This window comes from Polaribacter septentrionalilitoris, from assembly GCF_009832745.1.
Taxonomy (GTDB): Bacteria; Bacteroidota; Bacteroidia; order Flavobacteriales; family Flavobacteriaceae; genus Polaribacter; species Polaribacter septentrionalilitoris.
This window is the reverse complement of sequence record NZ_VRMJ01000014.1, coordinates 48,082-73,319: the sequence shown is the minus strand read 5'-3', so window position 1 is coordinate 73,319 and position 25,238 is coordinate 48,082. Positions and strand designations below refer to the sequence as shown.

Genomic DNA, 25,238 nt, shown 5'->3' with positions numbered 1-25,238 from the left:
ATTTTAGGTTAGTTTTAGCAAAAACTAACAATTAATAATGAATTTTACAAACCCATTAGTGTATGGTGTACCTTGCTTTTTAGGTTTAATTTTATTAGAATTAACGTATAGTAAACATCACAAAAAAGAAGAGACAAAAGAACTATACAAATGGAAAGATTTACTAGCTAGCCTTTCAATGGGCATTGGCTCAGTAATATTAGCTCCTTTAACCAAAACAATAGCTGCTATAGTTTTATTTAACTTTGTCTATGATTTTTTTAATCCTATTGTAGATGGTGTACGCACAAATGTTTTGGGTTATGAATCTTTTGGATACGCTTGGTATATTTGGCTTCTTTGTCAGTTGCTAGACGACTTTAGTTATTATTGGTTTCATAGACAAAATCATAATATTCGTTTGCTTTGGGCAGCACACATTGTGCATCATTCTTCTTCAAATTTTAATTTAGGAACAGCTGTTAGAAATGGCTGGTTTACCATATTTTACAAACCTTTTTTTTACATGTGGATTCCTGCAATCGGTTTTCCTCCAGAAATGTTAGTGGTTTGTTTGGGGATTGAGGCTTTGTGGCAATTTCAATTGCACTCTGTATTTATACCTAAATTAGGTTTTATTGAAAAATTTATGAATACCCACACCATGCATCAAGTACATCATTCTCAAAATTTTGAGTATATGGATAAAAATCATGGTGGATTTTTAAATATTTTCGATAGAATGTTTGGCACGTTTAAAGAATTGGATGAAAATATCGATATTAAATATGGAGTTACTCATCCACCAAACTCATACAATCCTCTTGTTATTTTAACGCATGAATATGTAGATATCTGGAATGACATGAAGAAATCTAAAAATTGGTATCACAAATTCATGTATGCTTTTGCTGCACCTGGTTGGAGTCATGATGGGAGTTCTTTAACAATTAAACAGCAAAGAAAGTTGTTAAAAAAACAAGAAAAAATATGACTCTCTTAAAATAGCAAACAAGTCTAGCCCAGATTGAAGTGGCATCCTTTTTAATTGTCAGTTCGAGTAAATTTTTGAAGAATGAACAAACTTGTATCGAGAACAAAATTAAAAAGATATAACGAAAAGCTGGAAATAGCTTCAAAAAAACTAATCAATCATATTTTTTAAATAAAATTTTTCTACTTTTTCTCGTGCCCAAGGTGTAGTTCTTAAAAATTTAAGAGAAGATTTATAAGTAGGATTATTTTTAAACGCGTTTATATTTAAAGAATACCCTAATTCTTCCCAACCATATTCTAAATACAATTCTTCTAAAATTGTGGCTAATTTTATTCCATGTAATGGATTATTGGGTTGCTCTTTACTCATCTAAATCAGGTAAAATAAATTATTTTAAAATAGACTTTTTGCCATCATTTTCAATAGCGTTTGTAGTTCTTGGTGCTTCTATAGAAAGGTTAATAGGGTCTCCTTTTGTAACTCAAGTATCATCTTCTATTCTTGATAGCAATTAGAAACAATAAAAATAAGAAAGTTTTGATAAACTTCATGTTAATTCGATTCTGATTTTACTAAATGTACTATTATTATTTTTTTATATTCAAAATATTAACAGAATTTTAATGCCTAACAATTGCGGAATTTTCAATAATTTAGCGGAAATTTTTAGAAATCTATACATGAAAAATATTGCATTACACGATGTTCACACAGCTTTAGGTGCTAAAATGGTTCCTTTTGCTGGTTTTAATATGCCTGTATCTTATGAAGGGATAAATATAGAACACGAAACTGTTAGAAGCGCTGTGGGTGTTTTTGATGTGAGCCACATGGGTGAATTTTTAGTTGAGGGTGAAAATGCTTTGGCATTGATTCAAAAAGTGACTACTAATGACGCTTCTAAATTAGAAATTGGTGATGCACAATACAGTTGTTTTCCTAACGAAAACATGGGAATTGTTGATGATTTAATTTGTTATAGAATTAAAGAAAACACGTATTTATTAGTGGTAAATGCATCAAATATTGAAAAAGATTGGAACTGGATTAACAAATACAATAAAGAATTTGGAGCCGATTTAAGAGATTTATCTGATGATTATTCGCTGTTAGCCATTCAAGGTCCAAAAGCGGTTGAGGCAATGCAATCTCTATCTTCTTTAGATTTGGCAGAAATTCCTTTTTATAAATTTAACGTAGGTGATTTTGCGGGTATAGAACACGTCATTATTTCTGCAACTGGGTATACTGGTTCTGGTGGATTTGAAATCTACTGTAAAAACTCGGAAGTTGAACAAATTTGGAACAAAGTTTTTGAAGCTGGGGCTGATTTCGGAATCAAACCAATTGGTTTAGCGGCAAGAGATACTTTACGTTTAGAAATGGGCTATTGTTTATATGGAAATGATATTGACGATACAACTTCTCCTATTGAAGCAGGTTTAGCTTGGATAACAAAATTTACCAAAGACTTTGTAAATGCTGATGCATTAGCCAAACAAAAAGAAGAAAAACCAAATAGACGTTTAGTTGCTTTTGAATTGAACGAAAGAGGAATTCCAAGACAAGGTTATGATATTGTGGATGAAAATGGAAATAGCATAGGAAAAGTAACTTCAGGAACCATGAGTCCGAGTTTAGGAAAAGGAATTGGTTTGGGTTATGTTCCAAGAGAATTGATGAAATCTGGTTCTCAAATTTTTATTCAGGTACGTAAAAAAGCAATTCCTGCAGCTGTTGTAAAATTGCCTTTTTATAAACGATAATTACACAACTTTATACAAAACTGTTAAAACCTCACGCTTTGTGAGGTTTCTTTATTTTAATAAAGTAATTTCGCTATTAGAAAACTTAGGTAAAATATCACTATGAATTGTTTATTAACAGGCGGAACAGGTATTGTTGGAAGTCATATTATGTTTGAATGGCTTCACAAAGCTATTGTTGATGAAACCGTAAATCATTTGTATGTAATTACAAGAGATAATCATAAAACTGCTGAACAACGAATTACTGATATTTTACTAGATAAATCTCGTCCAGATTTTTTAAACAACTTTAGTTTAGCAGCGTGTTTGGAAAAAATAACGATAATTTCTCACGATTTAACAAGCATAACAAAAGACACTTTAGCACAATACAATTTCGATACTGTTATTCATTGTGCTGGTTCTACGAGTTTATTACAAACCAACGATTCTAAAGCTAAAGTTCACACACAAAATTATTTGGTTACCAAACAACTTTTAGAACAATTGCCGCAGTTTGTAACACGTTTTATTTATATAAGTACAGCATACTCCTTTGGTATACAGGATGAAAAAGTAACTGATACCATTGAAAACTATGAGGTTAGCAGTTTTAGAAATCCGTATGAAAAATCGAAATACGAAAGTGAGCATTTTGTAAAAGAAACGTGTAAAACTAAAAATATACAGTCTCAGGTTTTAAGACCAAGTATTATTTGCGGACGCTTATTAGACAAACCGTTTTTTGAAACTCCTAAATATGATGTATTTTACTCATGGCCTATGTTTTTGGCGAAATATGCGAATAAATCTATAGAGAATTTTAGAATATGGATTGACAAAAAAAGCGGACTAAATATTGTTCCTGTTGATTTTGTTTCGAAAGCAATTTTATATGGATATTTAAATCCGGAGATTAAAGAATTAAACATTGTAAACCCCAAACAAATTCTACACAAAGATTATGTTGGTGAAGTTTTAGAGTCTTTTAACATCAATTCTTATGAATATGTTGCAAACAAACCAGAGCAATTAAACGCTTTTGAGCAATTGTATTATAAAACTTTGGGCGGACTTTTTGAAAAATATGTTTCTATACCAGATTTGCAATTTAAACCAGATTTAATTTTAAAATTGATTGATCAATTACAGCTTGATATAACTTTAGGCGTTCATGAAAATTTTATGAATTTAATTAATTTCTCCGTCGAAAAACAGTTCAAAAACACTTACTAACTAACGAATAATAAAAATGGATTCATTAACACAAATCGTTTTAGGTGCTGCTGTTGGAGAAGCCGTTTTAGGTAGAGAAATTGGCAATAAAGCTTTATTATATGGCGCTATTGCAGGTACTATTCCAGATTTAGATGTATTGGCTTCTCATTTTACAGACACCGTAACTGCCTTAGAAATTCATCGGGGTTTTACACATTCTGTTTTATTTTCAGTACTCTTTGCACCTATTTTTGGGTTTATTGTTACTAAATATGAAAAATACAAAAGTTTTAAAAGTTGGACTTTATTTTTCTTTTTAGCATTAGTAACTCACCCTATCTTAGATGCACAAACCACTTGGGGAACACAATTATTTTGGCCTTTAGATATTCGGTTGGCTTTTAAAAATGTATTTGTCATAGATCCTTTATATACACTTCCTTTTTTAGTGTTTTTGATGTTAACCATGTTTCAAAAAAGAAACTCTACAAAAAGACGGCTTTACAACAATTTAGGATTAATTATTAGCACTTCATATTTAGGATTAACATTGATTTTAAAAGGAATTTCTTACCAAACGTTTACTAAAGAATTAGCAGTACAACAGATTAAATATACAGAAATTGAGACAAAACCAGCTCCACTAAATACTATTTTATGGACTGCAAATGTGGAAACTGAGGATGCCTTTTTAATAGGGAATTCATCATTTTTTGATAAGAATCCTATTGTGTTTTCATCCTATCCTAAAAATCATCATTTGTTAGGAGATTTAGCCAATCATCCAAAAACAAAACGAATGATCGCCATTTCTAAAGGTTGGTATACCATTAACAAAAAAGGCAATACTCTTTATTTTAACGATTTACGTTTTGGTACTTTAAGTATACAGCCGAATGCACAAAACTTTGTATTTAAATACAAAATTGATGTTGATGCAAACGGAACACCTTTTTTTATAGAAGAACCCAAAGGAAAAAGAGATGCTAAAAAATTGATAAAAGACTTGTGGCAAAGAATACAAGGAAACTAAAAAAGTCTTTTTACAGTTGATTTTGTGGTTTAAAAAAAGTTAGCTTAACTAAATCTGGGTATAACTGATTAAAACTAGTCATATCCTAAATGAGTTGGTTATTTATTTTTTTTATATCAAAAACAGGTGTTTCTACTTGAATAAAAATACGCAACTTAAAAAACGGTTTTTTTTACTCTATAAATAGATCAAAAATCTAAATAAATTTGAAGTATTACTAATCAAATTTTTAAAATACTATGTCTCAAAATTTATTTACAATTAAAGAAGTTGAGTTAAAAAATCAAAACCAAACAACTGGAAGTCCATTATTATATGCAGCTAATATGGATAATAGTTTTGAATGGGGTGCGCTTTGCTCTAATACTAATACACCTGTTGCCAATTTTCCAATTCTTTATTACCCTAATCCAATTCCACAAATTACTTTTTTACAATTAGCCACTTTAAAGGGGCAGTATCAATTATATTGGAATGATAGTAGCACAGCTGGACAAGGTGTAATTATGGCTCAATGTTTAACTACTGAAATTAATTACCCGAAAAATCAAATTAATTTATGGAGTGGTTCAACAGCAGCAGCGAAATCTTTTAAATTAATTATTGATTTAAGTGCTACTTCAAATATGGAAGGTATTAGTCTTCAACCTTTATAAACCTTTATTGGTTATAAAAAATAGAAATACCTTTAAATTAATAATTTAAAGGTATTTTTTTTGATTTCTTTTTACTATTTAAACATTAAATCTAAAGTGCATGACATCTCCATCTTTTACAACATACTCCTTACCTTCTACTCTCATTTTACCAGCTTCTTTTACTTTGGCTTCAGAGCCATAAGTAACATAGTCTTCATAAGAAATAGTTTCTGCTCTAATAAAACCTTTTTCAAAATCAGTATGGATTACACCAGCAGCTTGAGGTGCAGTTGCACCAATAGAAATGGTCCAAGCTCTTACTTCTTTAACTCCTGCAGTAAAATAGGTTTGTAAGTTTAATAATTTATACGCAGAACGTATTAAACGAGAAACACCAGCTTCTTCTAAACCAATATCTTCCAAAAATAATTGACGTTCTTCATAATCATCTAATTCAGTAATATCTGCTTCTGTACCAACAGCCAAAACAATTACCTCAGCATTTTCATGAGCTACTGCTTCTTTTACTCTATCTACATAATCATTTCCAGATACTGCTGAATTTTCATCAACATTACAAACATATAAAACAGGCTTAGAGGTAATGAATTGTAATGGAGCTACAAACTCTTCTTCTTTCTCTGAAAACGCTAAAGAACGTACAGATTTTCCTTCTAACAAGGTACTTTCAACTTTTAATAGCACAACTAATTCTGCTTGTGCTTCTTTATTTCCAGTTTTTGCTGTTCTTTTTACACGCTCTAATCGTTTTTGAACAGTTTCTAAATCTTTTAATTGTAATTCAATATCAATGGTTTCTTTGTCTCTAACAGGATCAATAGAATTATCAACATGAACAATATTATCATTGTCAAAACAACGCAAAACATGTAAAATAGCGTCTGTTTCTCTAATATTTGCTAAAAACTGATTTCCTAAACCTTCTCCTTTACTTGCTCCTTTTACCAAACCAGCAATATCTACAATCTCTACAGTTGCAGGCAATACTCTTTCTGGATTTACCAATTCTTCTAACTTCTCTAAACGTGTATCAGGAACATTCACTACACCAATGTTCGGTTCTATAGTACAAAAAGGAAAGTTTGCACTTTGTGCTTTTGCATTTGATAAACAATTGAATAAAGTTGATTTTCCTACGTTTGGTAATCCTACAATTCCAGCTTTCATTTTTATAAATTTAATCCTAAAGAAGTAATTTAACCTAAATTTGGTTAAAATTCTTAAAATTTTGAGACTGCAAAGATAATACTTTGTTAAACTTATTTAAGTATTAATTTAGGAATTTAAAAATGCATTATTTTTCCAAAAATAAATCTAATAAGTATGCTTAAAAAATTACTAGTCATAGGATATTTTCTTCAACTCACCCAAGCTCTTTCATCACAAGTAATTACAGGAAAAATAATTGATACAGCCTTACAAAAAGGAATTGAAAATGTAGCCATACAAACCAGCAAAGACCAAGGAAATGTGTCTGATAAAAATGGAAACTATAGAATATCTACTAAAAACGTTAGCTACATTACTTTTTCTAAATTAGGTTTTGAAACCAAAACCATTTCTTTGAACGAACTTAAAAAGCTAAATTTTACAATCGCTTTAAAAGAAAAAAGTACACTGTTAAAAGGGTTTCAACTAACTATTGCTAAAATAACTTTAGATTCTTTATTATTTAAAACAGAAAGAAGTATGCAAAAAAACTTTGTTAGATACCCTATAAAATCCAATTTTTATGTGAGTGAAAATCAGATTTTTGATTTTAAAAAATTGGACTTAAAATTCAAATCTAGTTCTTTATTAGATCGTAAAAAAGAAAAATTAGCCAAAGTAGATTTACAAAATTTTGCAGATGCAATCAAAAAAAGTAATCCTGATATACCTAGAGTATTTTTAGGAACTTTAGAAACTAAAAATTATTATTCAGAAAAATTAAAAAAGAATTTTTTACAAAAGAAAACAGATAGTATTTTAGGATTTAAACCTTTAGATTCTAATAAAATCTTCTCTTTAGACAAGCTCCAAAACCAAACCAAACAGCTAATTTTAAAATATTTAGACAAAAACAAAACCTATAAAGTTAAAACAGGCATTTTTAAAGTAGAAGATTCTGTGGCATTTGGTAAATCAAAAATGATAAAAGATTCTTCTAAAATTAAAAATAGTTTTACAGCTTATAAAACCAATGGTTATGTGGATACTGTTTTAAAAAGAGCTGTTTTTTTTAAAAATAATGATGAAACCAATTTTTTGAATACAAAATATTATAAACATCAATTATTAACCAATGAGTTTTTAAAAGATGGAAATCATTATATTATTCATTTTAAACCCAGAAAATCAAAAGCAAAATATGAAGGTAAAATATATATCAACCCAGAAGATTTTACCATCTCTAAAGTAAATTATGAATTTTCAAAAGGAAAAAAAGGAGAATCTTTAAACTTAAAATTTTTATTGGGTGTTAAGTACTCGGAAAATAAACACACTGGAATTTTATTATATCAAAAAAACCGAAATAACGAGTACTATGTGGCTTATAGCAAAGAAGCCATTAGCAGATATACTTACGCAAATAGACCTTTTAAATTTATAGAAAATTCTACAGAAAAAAATAAAATAAAGTTTTCTGTTAAATTAGAATTTAACACGAATGAAATTACGGAGGTCTTCTTTTCTGACCATCAATTAAAAAATGAAAACTCATTTTCTGTACCTATAGAAAAAGGGTATTACATGAAAAAACTGTATTATAAAGATGATTTAAAATCTAAACAGACTTTACAAAAAGGGCAGCAAGAATTAGCTGATTTTTTAAATGAATATCAATAAAAAAATCCTGAGTTTAACACTCGGGATTTTTATAATATACTTTTTTGATTTTAGAAATCAAGCATTAATCATTATGCATAAACTTTTGTTTTGCTAATAATTCTTCTTCAGTTTCTACGATATCTTCATCTGGCACACAACAATCTACAGGACAAACTGCAGCACATTGTGGCTCTTCATGGAAGCCCATACATTCTGTACATTTATCTGGAGCTATGTAATACACTTCATCAGAAATTGGTTCCTGATCTTCATCTGCATTTACAGATTTACCATTTGGTAAAACCACATTTCCAGTTAAATCTGTACCATCTGCATATTTCCAATCGTCTGCACCTTCGTAAATTGCAGTGTTTGGACATTCAGGTTCACAAGCCCCACAATTTATACATTCATCTGTTATTATAATTGCCATAATTTTCTTTTCTAATTTGTACCTTTGCGTTTGCAAAAATAAAGCCAAAATTATAGACAACCAAAATAAATGAATAGTATTCAGAATAGAATTAACGCTTTCGTAAAATTAGGTACTTTTTTGAGTCAATTTTCTGTTGATATAATAAAAAAAGCCGATCATATTAAATATAATGAAATCTTTTTTGATGGATTTTTACATCAGATAAAATTAGCACAAGAAAACAATTCTTGGTTTACCAAAGACAATATTTTATTTAGTTTACAAATCTGGTCTAACTCACTAACTGAAAACAATTTAAATAAATTTATAAGTAGTGTTACTTTAAACAATAAAGAATCTAAAAAAGTAGCCATTGTTATGGCAGGTAACATTCCTTTGGTTGGATTTCATGACTTTTTATCTGTATTACTTTCTGGTCATTCTGTTTTGGTAAAACAATCCTCTAATGATAAACATTTATTACCTTTTTTAGCTAAGTATTTAGAGTATGTAGAAAAAGATTTTAAAGGAAAAATTACGTTTACAGAAGAAAAGTTGTCAGACTTCGATGCTGTAATTGCTACAGGAAGTGACAATACTGCGCGTTATTTTGAATATTACTTTAAAAACAAACCCAATATTATCAGAAAAAGTAGAAATTCTGTTGCTGTTATTACAGGGAAAGAAACAGCAAATGATTTCGAAAAATTATCTGATGATGTATTTCAATATTTTGGTTTAGGATGTAGAAGTGTTTCAAAACTTTATGTCCCTAATAACTATAATTTTGATGCTTTTTTTACAGGAATGTATGCTAAAAAAGACATCATTAATAATGCAAAATACGCTAATAATTACGACTATAATAAGGCTGTCTATTTGATGAGTGAGTTTGATTTGTTAGAAAATGGTTTTTTAATGATTAAGGAAGATGAAAGCTACTCCTCTCCTATTGCTACTGTGTTTTATGAGTATTATGACAATGAAATTGATTTAAAAATAAAATTACATCAAGATAGAGAAAAAATTCAATGTATTGTTGCCAAAGACTTTATAGAAAATGAAGTTGCTTTTGGAGAAACTCAACATCCAAAATTAACTGACTATGCTGATGGCGTAAATACCTTAGAATTTTTATCGAAAATATAAATTAGTTTTTGGTTGATGGTTGCTAGTTTTTGGCAAAAAACTTTGAAACTTTGAAACTTTTAAACTTTGAAACTCCAAATAATGAAAAAACATAATTTTAGTGCAGGTCCTTGTATTCTGCCAGAAGAAGTACTAAAAAAAGCATCAGAAGCCATCATTAATTTTAACAATGATAACTTATCATTGATTGAAATATCACACAGAAGTAAACCTTTTGTTGCTGTAATGGAAAAAGCGCGTGCCTTAGCTTTAGAATTATTAGGCTTAGAAAACAAAGGCTACAAAGCGTTATTTTTACAAGGTGGTGCAAGTATGGAATTCTTAATGGTAGCATTTAACTTATTGAACAAAAAAGCTGCATATTTAAATTCAGGAACTTGGTCTGATAAAGCCATTAAAGAAGCAAAAGCTTTTGGAGAACTAGTTGAAGTAGCGTCTTCTAAAGACAAAGGGTACTCATATATTCCTAAAGTATATTCAATTCCTGAAGATGCAGATTATTTTCATTACACAAGTAACAATACAGTTGCAGGAACGCAAATAAAAGAAATTCCTGAAACAAATGTTCCTTTGGTTTGTGATATGAGTTCAGATATTTTTTCACGTCAATTAAACTTTGAAAAATTCGATTTAATTTACGCTGGTGCACAAAAAAACATGGGTCCTGCAGGCACCACTTTAGTAATTATTAAGGAAGATATTTTAGGAAAAGTAGAAAGACACATTCCTTCTATGTTAAACTATCAAGTACATATTGATAAAGACAGTATGTTTAACACTCCTTCAGTTTTTGCAGTATATGTTTCTATGTTAACTTTAGAATGGTTGAAAGATTTAGGCGGAATTCCGTTTATTGAAGAAGTAAACAATAAAAAGGCAGCTCTTTTATATGATGAAATTGACAGAAACCCTTTATTTAAAGGAATTGTAGCCCAAGAAGACAGAAGTACTATGAATGCAACTTTTTCTTTAGTTGATGATTCTCACAAAACAACTTTTGATGCCATGTGGCAAGATGCTGGTATTAATGGATTAAATGGCCATAGAAGTGTTGGCGGTTACAGAGCAAGCATGTATAATGCTTTACCTTTATACAGTGTACAAGCTCTGGTTGATGTAATGCAAGAATTTGAAAGAAAAGTAGCAGCAAAATAAAAAAAACGAATGAAGATATTAGCAAACGATGGAATTTCTAAAAGTGGAATTGACGCTTTAGAAAAAGGAGGATTTGAAGTACTAAATATAAAAGTTGCTCAAAATCAACTAGAAAATTATATCAACGAAAATAACATTGATGCGATTTTAGTACGAAGTGCAACTCAAGTGCAACAAGAGTTAATTGATGCTTGCCCTTCTTTAAAATTGATTGGACGTGGTGGAGTTGGAATGGACAATATTGATGTAGATTACGCTATAGACAATGGTTTACATGTAATTAATACACCTGCAGCTTCTTCTAGTTCTGTAGCAGAATTGGTATTTGCTCATTTGTTTGGAATGGTTCGTTTTCTGCATTCATCTAACAGAGAAATGCCTTTAGAAGGTGATTCTCGCTTTGCAGCATTAAAAAAAGCATATTCTCAAGGAACTGAACTACGAGGTAAAACTTTAGGTATTATTGGTTTTGGTAAAATTGGTCAAGAAGTAGCAAAAATTGCAATTGGTCTTGGAATGAAAGTCTTGGCAACTGATGAAGAAACTGTTTCAGAAACCATTACATTAGACTTTTACAACGGTCAGAACATTACTTTTACAATTGATACCATTGACAAAGATGAATTGTTAAAAGAAGCAGATTTTGTTACCTTACACACTCCAGCTCAGGAGGATTATATCATTACTGCCTCAGAAATTGAAAAAATGAAAGATGGTGCTGGTATCATTAACACAGCAAGAGGTGGTATTTTAAATGAGGTTGATTTAATTAATGCCATAGAAAGCGGAAAAGTACAATTTGCTGGTTTAGATGTTTTTGAGAATGAGCCAAATCCAGAAATCCAGCTATTAATGAATCCTGAGTTGTCTTTAACACCTCATATTGGTGCAGCAACTTTAGAAGCACAAGACAGAATTGGATTAGAATTGGCGAAACAAATTATTACTTTGTTGAAAAATTAGTATTTACTGATGATGAAAAGACTTCGACAAGCTCAGTCTGACACTCGTTAAAAATATCAACTCTGAACTTTGAACTTTGAAACATAACATGATAAAAGAAAATTTACAAAAAATAAAAAATTCCATTCCAGACAATGTAACACTAGTTGCGGTTTCTAAAACCAAACCTGTAGCTGATTTGCAAGAAGCTTATGATGCAGGTCAACGAATTTTTGGTGAGAACAGAATTCAGGAAATGGCAGAGAAATATGAGGTTTTACCCAAAGACATCAAATGGCATATGATTGGTCACTTACAAAGTAATAAGGTAAAATACATGGCACATTTTGTAGATTTAATTCACGGAGTTGACAAGTTTAAAACACTAAAAGAAATTAACAAACAAGCCAAAAAACACAATAGAGTTATCAATTGTTTATTACAAGCTAAAATTGCTAAAGAAGACACAAAGTTTGGATTATCATTTCAAGAAATAGAAGCCATTTTAACATCAGATGAAACAGCTGAATTAAAAAATATAAACATTGTTGGCTTTATGGGAATGGCAACATTTACAGACAATACAACACAATTACAAGAAGAGTTTTCTTCTTTAAAGAAACTTTTTGACCAACTCAAAACTCAACACTCATCACTCGAAATTCTCTCTATGGGTATGAGTGGAGATTATCCACTAGCAATTTCTGAAGGAAGTACAATGATTCGAGTAGGAAGTTCTATATTTGGTAAAAGGAATTATAATTAGTAATTTTACTTGCAAGAAACAGAATTTGTACGCAATACTAGACATTGAAACTACTGGAGGAAAATTTAACGAAGAAGGGATTACAGAAATCGCTATCTATAAATTTGACGGTCAAGATATTGTAGACCAGTTCATTAGTTTGATAAATCCTGAAAAACCTATTCAGGAATTTGTAGTAAAACTCACAGGAATTAATAATAAAATGCTTAGGAACGCACCTAAGTTTTACGAGGTTGCCAAAAGAATTATAGAAATTACTTCAGATTGTATTTTAGTTGCCCACAACACTTCTTTCGATTATAGAATTCTAAGCACAGAGTTTGATAGATTAGGTTATGACTTTAATAGAAATACGTTATGTACTGTAGAATTGAGTCAAGCCTTAATTTTAGATCAACCTTCTTACAGTTTAGGAAAATTAACAAAGTCTTTAGGAATACCAATTACAGATAGACACAGAGCTTCTGGAGATGCTTTAGCAACTGTACAACTGTTTAAATTATTATTAGAAAAAGACGTCAAAAAATCAATCATTCAAAGTTCTGTTAAATATTTTGATAGAAGATTAGAGAAACAAAGGTTACGTAGATTGATTGATGAAATTCCTTCTGAACAAGGTGTTTTCTACATTCATGACACAGAAGGAAAAGTAATTTACTTAGGTCGAGGCAAAAACATGAAGGACGAAGTAAATAGACTTTTCTTGAAATCTACCAAAAGAGCTGTAAAAATTCAAGACAGATCACAATCTATATCAATCGAAAAAACAGGAAATGAACTATTTACAAGATTAAAATACAGTTTAGAACTCGAAACTTTATCACCAAAATTCAATTTTAGAAAGAAAAGAAAAATTACAGAACATGTTTTTAATAATGATGATTTTATTGTTTTTGATAAAGGAAGAGAAATAGAAGAACATGCTGTAATTCTTGTTGAAAAAAATGAAGTTTTTGGTTATGGATACACCAATCTAGGATATCAAGAAAACCAATTAGACATCTTAAAATCTGTATTGACTCCCATTGAAAATAAAGAGCTATCTAAGTCTATCATTAAAAACTATTTAAACAAAAATAAGGTTCAAAAGATTGTTAGATTATAACTTTAAAGTCAACTATCAACAAAAAAATAAACACTTATACAACTAAAAAATAAATAATTACATGTTGTTTGTTAGTCAAAATTATAAAAATACGTCAAATGACGTATTTTTTTTTTATATATTTAGTGAGACTTTTGTTAAGTAACTCTAAATCAACAAAAATGAAAAAATTATCGTTTTTATTAGTTTGCTTGTTTTCTTTTAGCATTCTAATAGCACAAGAAGCAGACGAATTCGGAACGGGACTTAAATTTGATGAAACGCTCTATAATGAAATTCCGCAATCTGTACCTTTAGTAACAAGAAGCTTTTCAGCTTTACCAAAATATTATAGTTTAAAAGGATATGCTCCTACTCCTGGTAATCAAGGCAGACAAGGATCTTGTGTAGGTTGGGCAAGTGCTTACGGTGCAAGAACAATTGCAAATGCTGTAAAAAATGGATGGAAATACAATACAGCAAAAATCAATCAAAATACATTTTCTCCTGCTTTTGTCTACAATCAAATTAGATACAATGCAAAATGTGAAGGTGCGTATATTGAAAATGCAATGAAGGTAATGAATACCAATGGAGCTGCAAAACTATCTGACTTTTCTTACGATTATAGAACCTGCCTTAGAACACCATCTAGCTATGTGTATTCTAAAGCAAAAAAACATAAAATTTTAACTTTCGAAAGACTTGCAAAATGGAACAGTCCATACAATTTGGTTGGTAAAGTTAAGAAAGCAATTTCTCAAAAAAACCCAGTAGTTATTGGTTTATTTCGTTTTTCTTCTTTAAAAACAGATTATAATAATGTTTGGATACCAAGTTCTGGTAAATCTGGACATGCAATGGTTGTTGTTGGTTATGATGACAATAAATCTGGTGGTGCTTTTGAAGTAATGAACTCTTGGGGAACTCGTTTTGGTAAAAATGGTTTCTTTTGGATTAAATATTCAGATTTTCAAAGACAAGTAAAAACTGCTTATGTATTGGTAGACAAAAGAGACAGCAACAATAATAATAATAATAATAATAATAATAACAACAATAATAACAACAATAATAACAATAATAACTTTTTTACTAGCAACAAGTTAGGTGGTGAACTAACATTAAAACTGAGTAGTGGTAACAACATGCCAATTAAACTAGCAGATGGCGCAACAAGAAATTTTAATATTGTTAAGGCAACCAAAACAACTTATAAAGTAAACAATACGTATACTTCTGGAACTCAGTTTAGAATTTACCTTAAAAGTAAGCAAAGAGGTTATGTATATTTAATTGGTTATGGCTCTTCAGACAAATCTGTTAATAAGCTATATCCTTTTGGAGGTTTTAGTGACTTCTTTAACTATACCAATAGTGAAATTGCAATTCCTAACGAAGATTATTTTATTGAGTTTGATAATAATCCTGGTAGAGATATATTGTGTGTGTTATACAGTAAAGAAAAATTAAATATAAACGATATTGTTAATAAAGCAAAATACGGTTCTGGAGACTTTGTTTCTCGTGTAAAAAAAGCATTGAGTTACAAAATGTTTAAGGGTTCTGATGTATCTTTTAGTAGTAATAAAATTTCATTCAATGCAACTTCTAAAAGTTCTTCAGCTAAAGTTGTTCCAATCTTTATCGAAATGAATCATCAATAATACAATCATGAAATTATTTAAAAATATACTATTCTTATTATTTTTTATTACCTATGGTGTATTTAGTCAAACTAGCAGTGATAGGTATGTTTATCAAGAAAATTTTAATAGCAAGGGCAATTGGCCTTCAGGAAACAATGAATACAGAGAACTAAATGTTTTTAATGGTCGCTACTATTTTGAGCATAAACGAACTAAAAAATCATGGAGAGTTACCACATCTACATATAGTTTAAATTCTTCTAAAGATTTTGAAATTGAAACATCCATTCAAAAAGTATCAGGAGTAGATAACTCAGGAATTTCTTTTCTCTATGATTTTAAAGACGGAAACAACTACAAGGAATTTGGCTACACTTCAAGTGGCTTTTTTAGAGTTGCTAAGTCTGAAAATGGTACGTATTCTAACCAAAAAAAATGGACAAAATCTGATAAAATTAAAACAGGAAATTATGGTGTTAACACCTTAAAAGTATCAAAAACAGGCAATACCATTACTTTTTACATTAATGGTTCTAATGTATATAGTGAAACCTTTAACAATTATCAAGGTAATAAAGCTGCTATTGCTCTATATAGCAATCAAAAAATTTCTATAGATTATATAAAAGTTAAAGAAAAAGCTTCTTCGATTAATGATGATGATGATAAAAAAAAGTACGTAGGCTCAAAGACAATTATATACGATAGTTTTTATTCTAACAGAAACAATTGGGCAATTTCTGATGGCAGCGAAGCTAAACTAGAAATAAAAAGTAGTAAGTATTATTTTGAATACAATGGTAATAAGGGTTGGACCACAACAAAATCTTTTGACTTTGACAGTTCTAGAGATTTTAAAGTAGAAGCATCATTTCAAAAGATTTCAGGTGTTAAAAACAATGGTTTTGGATTGGTTTTTGCCCGTGAAGACAGCAAAAATCAACATCAATTTTTAATCAATGCATTAGGAAGTTACTCAATTGATAAATATGAGGATGGAAAATTAAACACTTTGGTTAATTGGACAGCTTCTTCATCAATTAAAAAAGAAAACTATTCTGTAAATGTTTTAAAAATTGAAAAAAGAGGTAATAAATTACATTATTATGTAAATAATTCTCTAGTACATACAGCTTCTTACATGAAGATTTATGGTAAAAGATATGGATTCTCAATCTTTGATCCACAAAAAATAGCCATAGATTACATCAATATTTCTTATCTAGGTGATGGTCCAAACAATAACAATATCATCAAAAATGACACAAAATCGAGAGGCGATTTATTATTCAGTGATAATTTTGATAGTAACAATCCTAATCAATGGTTAGAAAGAAATGATGAAAACACAAACTTTAGAATTGCTAACGGTAAATACTACATAAGACATAAAAGAAAAGAAAAAGGATGGTCTTCTAATATCTCTAAATATTTTGATAGCTCTAAAGATTTTGAAATAGAAACAAAAATCGATAAAATCAGTGGAGTTAACAACCATGCTTATGGGTTAATGTGGGGGTTAAAAGATGGTAATAGTTTTCGATTTTACATTGCTTCTACTGGTTATTACAAAATTGTAAGAACTATAAACAGTAAAGAAGAAGTTATTGTAAAATGGACAAAATCTTCTACTGTAAATCAAAACAATGGTGCTTCTAACATTTTAAAAGTAAAAAGAGAAGGTGATTATTACAAATATTACATCAATAATAGGTATGTTACTAAAACAGATTTTGAAGCATTTCATGGAGATAGAATTGGTTATGTAGTGTATAATGATCAAGAAATTGCAATCGATTATTTAAAGGTTTACAGACTTAAAAGCTCTAACTACAATTATAATTATGTGCACTCTAAAAAGCTAAGCTTACCTGTTTCTGATGATTTTAATGGAAACACAAATGGTTGGAATTTAGAAGATTCAGATGATTATTCTGCAGCTATTGTCAATGGTAAATTTAGACTTCACAAGAAGAAAAAAGGAGGGATTTTTATCAGCAAAAGTGTAGATATAAATACTGTTAAAGACTTTATCATTGAAACGTCAATGGCAAAAACGGCAAATTCAGAAAACGGATTGTATGGATTTACTTTTGGAAGAAAAAACTCATCTAATGAATATTCTTTTTTACTTTCTGGTAACGGAAGTTATTTATACAGAAAGTTTGACAATGATGTTTACAAAAAGATTATTCCGTTTACGCAAACCTCAGCGATAAGAACAGGAATTAATGAATACAACAAAATTAAAGTTGTAAAATCTGGAAGTTTATTACGTTTCTACATCAATGATCAATACGTAAATGAAGCTCCTTTTGAAGGTTTTTTTGGTGATAAGTTTGGATACACAATGTATTATGATAAAAAAATTGCTGTTGACTACTTAAACATTAAATATCAATCAGAGAGTTTTAACAACCCTCCTGTTGTGGTAATTACCTCTCCTAATGTAGAAGTAAAAAGAGGTTTTAAAATTGTAGAAGCTAAGAGAATTCAAGTTACGGGTAGAGCCACAGATGCTGATGGTATTTTTGAAATAACTGTTAATGGAATTGAAGCAAACGTTACAGAAAACGGAAACTTTACAGCTAATGTTCCTTTAAAATATGGTAAAAATGATTTGATTGTAAAGGCAACAGACATGAAGCAATCATCATCTACCAAAACATTTACCATTAAAAGAAAATCGGCAAACAATAACAATACAATTCTTGTAAATAATCCTAAAGATAAAATTGATGTTGGCTTTGGTAAATATTATGCCTTAATTATTGGTGTTAGCGATTATGTTGATAAAAGTATTGTAGACTTAAATGGTGAACCTACTAAAGATGCACAAGCTTTAGCTGATGTATTGATTTCAAAATATGGATTTAGTGCAGCAAACGTTACCGTTTTAAAAAATCCTACAGATAGTCAAATTAACAGAAGCTTTTATCAATTGAGAAAAAAAGTAGGTCAAAGCGATAATTTATTAGTCTTTTATGCAGGCCATGGAAACTATGATGAAGCTAGTGAACGTGGTTACTGGATGCCTTCTAATGCTAACATGGAGTTTGAAGATAACATCATCTTAAACACCACTATTGTATCTCACATCAAAGCCATCAACTCAAAACATACTTTATTAATTGCAGATGCTTGCTTTAGCGGAAGTATTTTTAAATCAAGATCTTATGTACAAGAAGAGAAAAATGCAAAAAGAAAGTACTCATTAACCAGCAGAAAAGCAATTACTAGTGGAACCCTAAAAACAGTACCGAACAAAAGTGTTTTTATTAAATACTTATTAAAACGATTGCATGAAAACAAAGATCCTTACCTATCAACAAGAAAATTATTTGATAGAATTGAGGAACCTGTAATGAACAACAGCGCTAATACTCCACAAAGAGGGGTAATTCATGGTTCTGGTGATGAAGGTGGAGATTTTATTTTTATAAAGAAGATGTAAAAAGAATTTTTATTTCAATTAATTTTAATAATTTAGCTCTAGATCATTTATGGATTTAGAGCTTTTAATTTTACAATTTCAAAAAAAGGACGTCAAAGCCTATGAGAAACTATACAATATGTATTGTGATAGTATTTCTGGTATTGTCTATTCTATTGTAAAAGATAATGATGTTGCACAAGAAATTACGCAAGATGTTTTTATAAAAGCTTGGAACAATTCTGATTCTTACTCATCTAAAAAAGGACGTTTTTTTACGTGGATACTTAATATTGCTAGAAATGCAGCTATTGATTACACCCGTTCTAAAAAATTTAAACAGTCTAAACAAAACCTTAACTCAGATTTTTTCGTAGATATATTAGAAACGCATCAAAGTTTAGATGCAACTACAAATACAATTGGTTTAAAAGAATTTGTAACCAAGTTGGGTGATAAATGTAAATCAGTAATTGAGTTGTTGTATTTTAAAGGGTTTACCCAAAAAGAAGCGTCAGAAGAATTAGAAATGCCAATTGGCACCATTAAAACAAGAAATAGATCTTGTATAGGCGAATTACGTACTATGCTTGGAGTATAAAATGAATATAAAAGAATACATAGCATCTGGAATTTTAGAACTGTATGTTGCAGGTTCGCTCTCTGAAAAAGAGAATGAAGAAGTGCATGCTACAATTCAAAAATATCCTGAGTTATTAGAAGAAGTAGCCTCTATTGAAAAAGCAATAGTGATTTTATCTGCTGCTGCTAAAAAAGATGACTCCTACTCTTTTGCTGATATCCAAAACAAACTTCAAGACAAAGCACCAAAAGTAATTCCGATATCAAAACCTAAAACCAATTGGTCTCAATTGTCTGGTTGGGCAGCTGCGTTTATCATTGGTAGTGTATTGATCTATACAGTAATTCAGAATAACAATTTAAAAACTCAAATTGCTACAGAAAAACAGCAATTAGAAGAACAAATAGACAAAGCCTCTAACAGTTTAGCTGAAGCAGAAAAACTAATAGAAGTCTTTAGAGACAAAGAAATTATTTCTGTACCATTAGCAGGACAAAAAGTATCTCCAAATTCGTACGCAAAAGTATATTGGGATAAAAAGACAAACGCTATTTATTTAGATGCCAAAGGTTTACCAGATCCACCAAAAGGAAAAGTATATCAGCTTTGGTCTTTAAAACTATCTCCGTTAACTCCAACAAGTTTAGGTACAATAGATACCTTTACAGCGGATGCTAACAAGATATTTACCATAGAAAACCCTAATGAATCTGAAGCTTTTGGTATTACACTAGAACCAGAAGGTGGTAGTGAGTCTCCAACTTTAGAGCAACTGTATACATTAGGTGCTGTAAGTGCTAGTCCATAAAAATTCCAAACAAGTAATTTTACGAGTTTAATTTCTTAGCTTTATAAACTATTTAAGTTAACACTGTTATAATTCACTAAAATGATTTTATATTCGGATTAAGCTATCAAAAAATAAAAAATAAATGGGAAAGAAATTAACTGTCTATATGATTGACGGAACTGCATATGGACCAAGATTAAGTGAAATCGGAAACTGGGTTGGTAAAGCAGTATACAGTCCTAGAGCATCTATTAATAAAATAATGTCTAGAAGTGAATTTGACAATCCTGGAATTTATTGTCTAAAAGGAGATCCAACTGATGATGCTTTTGATGAGAAAATATATATTGGTGAAGCCGAAAATATAAAGACTAGATTAAAACAACACTTAAGCGATCAAAATAAAGATTTTAAAGAGTTAATATTTTTTGTAAGCAAGGATGAATTATTAACAAAAACACAGATTAGGTATTTAGAATCTAGATTAGTACAATTAGCAATTGAAGCTAAAACTGCACAAATTGATAATGGAAACTCTCCAAGTTTGCCAACACTTCATGAAGCAGATATTTCTGATATGGAATATTTCCTTGAACAAATAAAACTTATTCTTCCTGTAATGGGTTTTAAGTTTTTAATCTCCTCTACCGTCAAACAAACAATTGAAAATCAATTTCAAAATAATAAATCAATACACGAAACTTATTTTATCAAAACAAAAACCTTTAAAGCCTCAATGAAAGAAACTGACCAAGGTTATATTGTTATTAATGGTAGTGAAGCAAAAAAAGGGCTTTCTAAATCCTGCACTGAAACTTATAGAAATATGAGAAGAAAGTTAGTTGAAACAAAAATAATGATTGAACACAATGACAAACTAATATTTGCTGAAGACACCGTTTTTAATAGTCCAAGTGCTGCTTCAAATATGATTTTAGGTAGAAATTCAAATGGGTTTACTGAATGGGTAAATAAAAAAGGGCAAACATTTAAAGAAATACAAGAAATAACTAATGCTAACACAAAATAAGTCTAACTTTTAGTTCTAGCCTTCTAAATAATCATTACACTATTTTAATTTATTATTAAACCTTAAACAAAAGAAACCTGCTACATTGCTGCAGCAGGAATCTCATCCAACTAAAACTAACCAAATCATGGTTAACTCTTATAGAGTTTTAATTTTTAATACTAAAACCTGTAGGTCAAAGTTGCTTTTGCAAAAAATGGTGTTCCTGATGTAAAGTGAATCTCTTCTATAGGAGCTGTTTCATTTTGCAATCTACTTTCTGTTGCAAACTGAGTTTCATTCCAAGCTACATCAAAAATATTTTCTACAGCAACTCCTAAAGTTACGTTGTTGCTCATTTTATAGTTTAGATTAAAATCAGTTACAAAATAACCTTCTGCAACAATAGAATTGTCTTCATTAGCAGCTCTATCTGCTAAATATCGGTAACGAATTCCTCCTGAAAACTTTCCTAAGTTGGTCAATGACAAACCCCCTGCAAGAGTAACTTGTGGTGCTAACGGAATGTAATCTTGACCTGCAACGTTTTCTAAACTTCTTGCTTTGGTAAAAGTGGCATCCGTATCTAATAATAACCATTCCCTAATTTGATAACGGATGCCAACATCCAACCCAAATCTTCTAGATTTTCCTGAAGGTTCTACAATACCTGCATCACCTACATAAACAAATTCTTCTTCTGAAAATAAATACCATAAAGCTGTATTTAAAACTATGTTTTTAGAGGGTTTCCAAATGTTCCCAAAATCTAAACCATAAGCTCTTGGCAACACTTTGTCTGCATTTTGTTGCAACACTACTCTTGTATCGTTTGAATGAAAACCAATTCCTGATTTTAAAAACCATTGTAAATTGTCATTTTGTGTATATAAAAAGTTCAATTTAGGATTTACAATTGCTTTGGTTTTTGACAAAGTTTCATATGTAGGATTTAACGCATCATTGTATAAAAACTTAAAATAGTCTAAACGAACAGATGGTGAAATTTTAAACTTTCCGATTTCAAATTCTGAGTTGAAAAATGCATACATATTGGTCTGTTTTACATCTCCTAACTGAATTTGTTGTAAAGTTTCTTTTCTATTTTTAGTATGAGACAATTCTACATCATCTACCAAATCATAACGCAACCCTGCTCCTTTTGTAAACTTTGCTTCTATATTACCAAACTTTTTCTCAGTAATAATTTGTGCATTCACTCCAAAAATATCTCTTGTTTCAAACTGACGGATTTGGTCTCCGTTTACAGGATCATCCAAGAAAAAAGTAAAGTTTGAGAACAACTCAAAGTTGTAATTCGAGTAAAACACATTGGTTTTTAATCTTGAGTTATCTGATAAAAATTTATCAAACTGAACATTAAAATTGGTTCTAGAAGTAAAACCTCCTTCTGTATCATCTATGGCTCCAAATCTTGTAATACTTCCGTTTTGAACTGCTCTTTCTGGTATCTGTCCTGAGGCATCCCAACTACTTGTAAAATGTGATGCTGTTAATGTTAATCTGTCTGTACCTTTTAAAAAGGTGCTGAATTTTCCAAAAACATTTAGTCTATTAAAGTTTTGTGGCGATTCAAAAGCTCCATCTGTAGCAATATGTTCTATAGCTACATAAGCATTTTCATTCTTTTTATTTTCTAAAAGATTAAACATCCCTAATGTTCTTACTGAGTTAAAATCTCCATATCCTAAAGAAATTACATTGTCTTTAATGGCATTTTTTGTTGAGAAATTAACGTATCCAGCAGTGTTAAAATCACCTTGGTTGGCATAATAAGGTCCTTTACCAAAGTCTATTTTCTGAATAGTTTCTGGAATCATAAAATGCAAATCACTATATCCTTGACCATGAGCATGAGAAACCATGTTTATTGGCATTCCATCTACAGACAATGTAATATCTGTACCATGATCAATATCAAAACCTCTTAAAAAGATTTGTTCTGCTTTACCACCTCCTGCATGCTGACCAATAAACAAACCAGGAACTTTACGTAAAATTTCTTGAGAGTTGTTGACTGGATTTACTTTTAAATCAATTTTAGAAATGGTTTGCATTGCATTGATTTCTTTACGCAACACCAACTCTTCTAATTGAAAGGTTTTAGTGGTTAATACAATTGTAATTCCGTTTTCTAAATCTTGTTTAGATATGATAATTTTTCTTTTTTTATAGCCTAGAATGCTAATCTGTAAAATATCATTTGCAGTTGCGTTTTCTAAAATAAAATTTCCATTTTCATTGGTATGTGTGTGATTGTTGTTGGTGTTATTTACCACATAAGCATTTTCTAAAGGTTGATTAAAATGATCTAAAATTCTACCTTTTAAAGATTGTCCGAAAATTGATATGCTGCTAAGTACTACAACAAAAAGTATGGTAAAGCGTTTCATATTATTGAGTTTACGTTTTTTAAATATTTTTGATTTCAGATGCTGCATTAGGACCTAATTCATAAATTGCTCCTAACAATTCTTCTTTTAATTCATTTGCTATATTTTGCTTTCCATTTGCTTTTAAAATGTAAGCAGAATGCAATAAAGCTTCTGGTTCAAAAGTATTATCTAAAACGTATTGTTCAGTAAGTTTTAACGCTTCTTTATAATTTCCATTTTTGTAATATGCCCACGCCAATAAATCGTAAGATTGTGCTGTTGGTCTCTCTGCTACTTCTTGTTTTGCAAGATGAATTGCTTCTTTTTTATTATCTTCAGAAAACAATAAAACACTGTATTTATGATACATTACACCATAATCTTTATTGCTTACCTTTGATAAATAGCTGTTGATTTGATTTTCTTTTTCTTCAATATTTCCCACATAATCTGCTATTTCTGCTTTTAACAAATGATAATCTGGTGATGCATTTTCTTTAGTAACTGTATTTAAAATGCGTAATGCTTCTTCTGGATTTCTCTCATGAGAAAAAACAATCCAAGCAATACCCTTTTTTGCATAACTGTTATTAGGATTTATTGCCAAAGCTTTTAAATAAGCATTGTATGAATCTTCAATTCTACCAGCATGACCATAATAGTCTGCTAAATTTGTATAATTCCATTGGATTAAATCTTGATTTTTAGAAGCTTTTGCAATAATTAAAGCATCTTCTAAATATTGAATAGCATTGTCTAAATTACCAAAGTGATCGTTGTATTTTGACAATCTAATTAAATAATCAAAGTCTTTAAAGTTTTTCACTTTAGATAGATATTGAGTTACTTTTTGATGATTTCCTAATTCTAAATGAACATCAATTAGCATAAAATGAGTTCTCTTTAAATTTTCACCATTAGATTCTGCTTTTTTTAGAAATGTTAATGCTTCTTTAAAACGATGTTGAGAAATATAGTTTCTTGCCAAACTTCTTAAGTAAGATGCATTATTATAACTTGTTTTTTCATTGGCTTTAATTAGGTTTTGTTCTGCATTTTTTAAATGTGAAATTGTACCTGTAAGCTGAAAAATTTTTGAATTAGCAGCCGCTAATTTTACGTTATAGGGAAACTGATTTGGAGTTTCTGATAATTTATTCTTCCAGAAATTGTAATCAGATTTTATCGCTGATAATCTTGAGTTTGAAGATAAATCTAAATATTGATTATAATCTTTAGAGTTCGTAACCTGTTTGTCTGTATGTCTATTGCAACTAATTGATATTGAAAAAGTTACAAATAATAAAATTAGTTGGATGTATTTCATAATTTGTGAGTTTTAATTAGAAGTTGGGGCTATAAATAAAGGTTTTATGAGTATTTTATAAGTAATAATACTGGAAATACTGGCGTACTATTCCC

The 25,238-nt window shown here is 29.8% G+C and carries 21 protein-coding genes; 16 read left to right on the top strand and 5 right to left on the bottom strand.

All coding sequences use genetic code 11. The features are described 5' to 3' along the window. Positions 1-37: 37 nt before the first annotated feature. Positions 38-973: a sterol desaturase family protein gene (locus FP421_RS02465; protein ID WP_159947266.1), complete on the top strand. Its 936-nt coding sequence runs from the start codon at positions 38-40 to the stop codon at positions 971-973. A 150-nt stretch (positions 974-1,123) separates the two neighbouring features. Here the strand turns inward: FP421_RS02465 and FP421_RS02460 are convergent, their stop codons facing one another. Further along, the gene (locus FP421_RS02460) at positions 1,124-1,345 is read right to left on the bottom strand and encodes a VF530 family protein (RefSeq protein ID WP_114426442.1); all 222 of its coding nucleotides are present in this window, start codon (positions 1,343-1,345) and stop codon (positions 1,124-1,126) included. A gap of 311 nt (positions 1,346-1,656) precedes the next feature. On the opposite strand from FP421_RS02460, the gene gcvT reads away from it, so the two are divergent. The 4 genes from gcvT (at position 1,657) to FP421_RS02440 (ending at position 5,631) form a co-directional block, all read left to right on the top strand. Continuing rightward, the gene (gene gcvT / locus FP421_RS02455) at positions 1,657-2,742 is read left to right on the top strand and encodes a glycine cleavage system aminomethyltransferase GcvT (RefSeq protein WP_159947264.1); all 1,086 of its coding nucleotides are present in this window, start codon (positions 1,657-1,659) and stop codon (positions 2,740-2,742) included. Between the two features lie 102 nt (positions 2,743-2,844). Then, positions 2,845-3,960, top strand: a complete 1,116-nt coding sequence (locus tag FP421_RS02450; RefSeq protein WP_159947262.1) for an SDR family oxidoreductase — start codon at positions 2,845-2,847, stop codon at positions 3,958-3,960. 16 nt (positions 3,961-3,976) lie between these two features. Continuing rightward, a complete protein-coding gene (locus FP421_RS02445; RefSeq protein ID WP_159947260.1) occupies positions 3,977-4,975 on the top strand; it encodes a metal-dependent hydrolase in 999 nt (332 codons plus the stop codon). Positions 4,976-5,214: 239 nt separating this feature from the next. Continuing rightward, on the top strand, positions 5,215-5,631 hold the full coding sequence (locus FP421_RS02440) for a hypothetical protein (RefSeq protein WP_159947258.1): 417 nt from the start codon (positions 5,215-5,217) through the stop codon (positions 5,629-5,631). 78 nt (positions 5,632-5,709) lie between these two features. Here the strand turns inward: FP421_RS02440 and ychF are convergent, their stop codons facing one another. Beyond that, positions 5,710-6,801, bottom strand: coding sequence for a redox-regulated ATPase YchF (gene ychF / locus FP421_RS02435; protein ID WP_159947256.1), 1,092 nt, complete (start codon positions 6,799-6,801; stop codon positions 5,710-5,712). 156 nt (positions 6,802-6,957) lie between these two features. Here ychF and FP421_RS02430 point away from each other — a divergent pair, with 156 nt between their 5' ends. Continuing rightward, the gene (locus FP421_RS02430; protein WP_159947254.1) at positions 6,958-8,463 is read left to right on the top strand and encodes a carboxypeptidase-like regulatory domain-containing protein; all 1,506 of its coding nucleotides are present in this window, start codon (positions 6,958-6,960) and stop codon (positions 8,461-8,463) included. A gap of 64 nt (positions 8,464-8,527) precedes the next feature. On the opposite strand, the gene FP421_RS02425 is transcribed toward FP421_RS02430, so the two are convergent. After that, positions 8,528-8,878 (bottom strand): 4Fe-4S dicluster domain-containing protein, encoded by a 351-nt coding sequence (locus tag FP421_RS02425; protein WP_159947252.1) that lies wholly within the window; start codon positions 8,876-8,878, stop codon positions 8,528-8,530. 69 nt (positions 8,879-8,947) lie between these two features. Here FP421_RS02425 and FP421_RS02420 point away from each other — a divergent pair, with 69 nt between their 5' ends. From FP421_RS02420 to FP421_RS02375, 10 genes are all read left to right on the top strand, one after another. Continuing rightward, positions 8,948-10,009, top strand: a complete 1,062-nt coding sequence (locus FP421_RS02420) for an acyl-CoA reductase (RefSeq protein ID WP_159947250.1) — start codon at positions 8,948-8,950, stop codon at positions 10,007-10,009. 81 nt (positions 10,010-10,090) lie between these two features. Continuing rightward, the gene (serC, locus tag FP421_RS02415) at positions 10,091-11,164 is read left to right on the top strand and encodes a 3-phosphoserine/phosphohydroxythreonine transaminase (protein WP_159947248.1); all 1,074 of its coding nucleotides are present in this window, start codon (positions 10,091-10,093) and stop codon (positions 11,162-11,164) included. Positions 11,165-11,173: 9 nt separating this feature from the next. Next, a complete protein-coding gene (locus tag FP421_RS02410) occupies positions 11,174-12,127 on the top strand; it encodes a D-2-hydroxyacid dehydrogenase (protein ID WP_159947247.1) in 954 nt (317 codons plus the stop codon). Positions 12,128-12,215: 88 nt separating this feature from the next. Then, positions 12,216-12,872 (top strand): YggS family pyridoxal phosphate-dependent enzyme, encoded by a 657-nt coding sequence (locus tag FP421_RS02405; RefSeq protein WP_159947246.1) that lies wholly within the window; start codon positions 12,216-12,218, stop codon positions 12,870-12,872. Between the two features lie 25 nt (positions 12,873-12,897). Further along, complete coding sequence (locus tag FP421_RS02400) at positions 12,898-13,977, top strand: exonuclease domain-containing protein (RefSeq protein ID WP_159947245.1); 1,080 nt, start codon at positions 12,898-12,900, stop codon at positions 13,975-13,977. A gap of 161 nt (positions 13,978-14,138) precedes the next feature. Beyond that, positions 14,139-15,623, top strand: coding sequence for a C1 family peptidase (locus FP421_RS02395; RefSeq protein ID WP_159947244.1), 1,485 nt, complete (start codon positions 14,139-14,141; stop codon positions 15,621-15,623). 7 nt (positions 15,624-15,630) lie between these two features. Continuing rightward, positions 15,631-19,059: a caspase family protein gene (locus FP421_RS02390; protein WP_159947243.1), complete on the top strand. Its 3,429-nt coding sequence runs from the start codon at positions 15,631-15,633 to the stop codon at positions 19,057-19,059. Between the two features lie 49 nt (positions 19,060-19,108). Further along, complete coding sequence (locus FP421_RS02385; RefSeq protein WP_159947242.1) at positions 19,109-19,639, top strand: RNA polymerase sigma factor; 531 nt, start codon at positions 19,109-19,111, stop codon at positions 19,637-19,639. 1 nt (position 19,640) lies between these two features. Beyond that, positions 19,641-20,429 (top strand): anti-sigma factor, encoded by a 789-nt coding sequence (locus FP421_RS02380; protein ID WP_159947241.1) that lies wholly within the window; start codon positions 19,641-19,643, stop codon positions 20,427-20,429. A gap of 124 nt (positions 20,430-20,553) precedes the next feature. After that, positions 20,554-21,441, top strand: a complete 888-nt coding sequence (locus tag FP421_RS02375; RefSeq protein ID WP_159947240.1) for a GIY-YIG nuclease family protein — start codon at positions 20,554-20,556, stop codon at positions 21,439-21,441. A gap of 161 nt (positions 21,442-21,602) precedes the next feature. On the opposite strand, the gene FP421_RS02370 is transcribed toward FP421_RS02375, so the two are convergent. Then, positions 21,603-23,834: a TonB-dependent receptor gene (locus tag FP421_RS02370; RefSeq protein WP_159947239.1), complete on the bottom strand. Its 2,232-nt coding sequence runs from the start codon at positions 23,832-23,834 to the stop codon at positions 21,603-21,605. Positions 23,835-23,853: 19 nt separating this feature from the next. Beyond that, complete coding sequence (locus FP421_RS02365) at positions 23,854-25,143, bottom strand: tetratricopeptide repeat protein (RefSeq protein WP_159947237.1); 1,290 nt, start codon at positions 25,141-25,143, stop codon at positions 23,854-23,856. Positions 25,144-25,238: the final 95 nt, after the last annotated feature.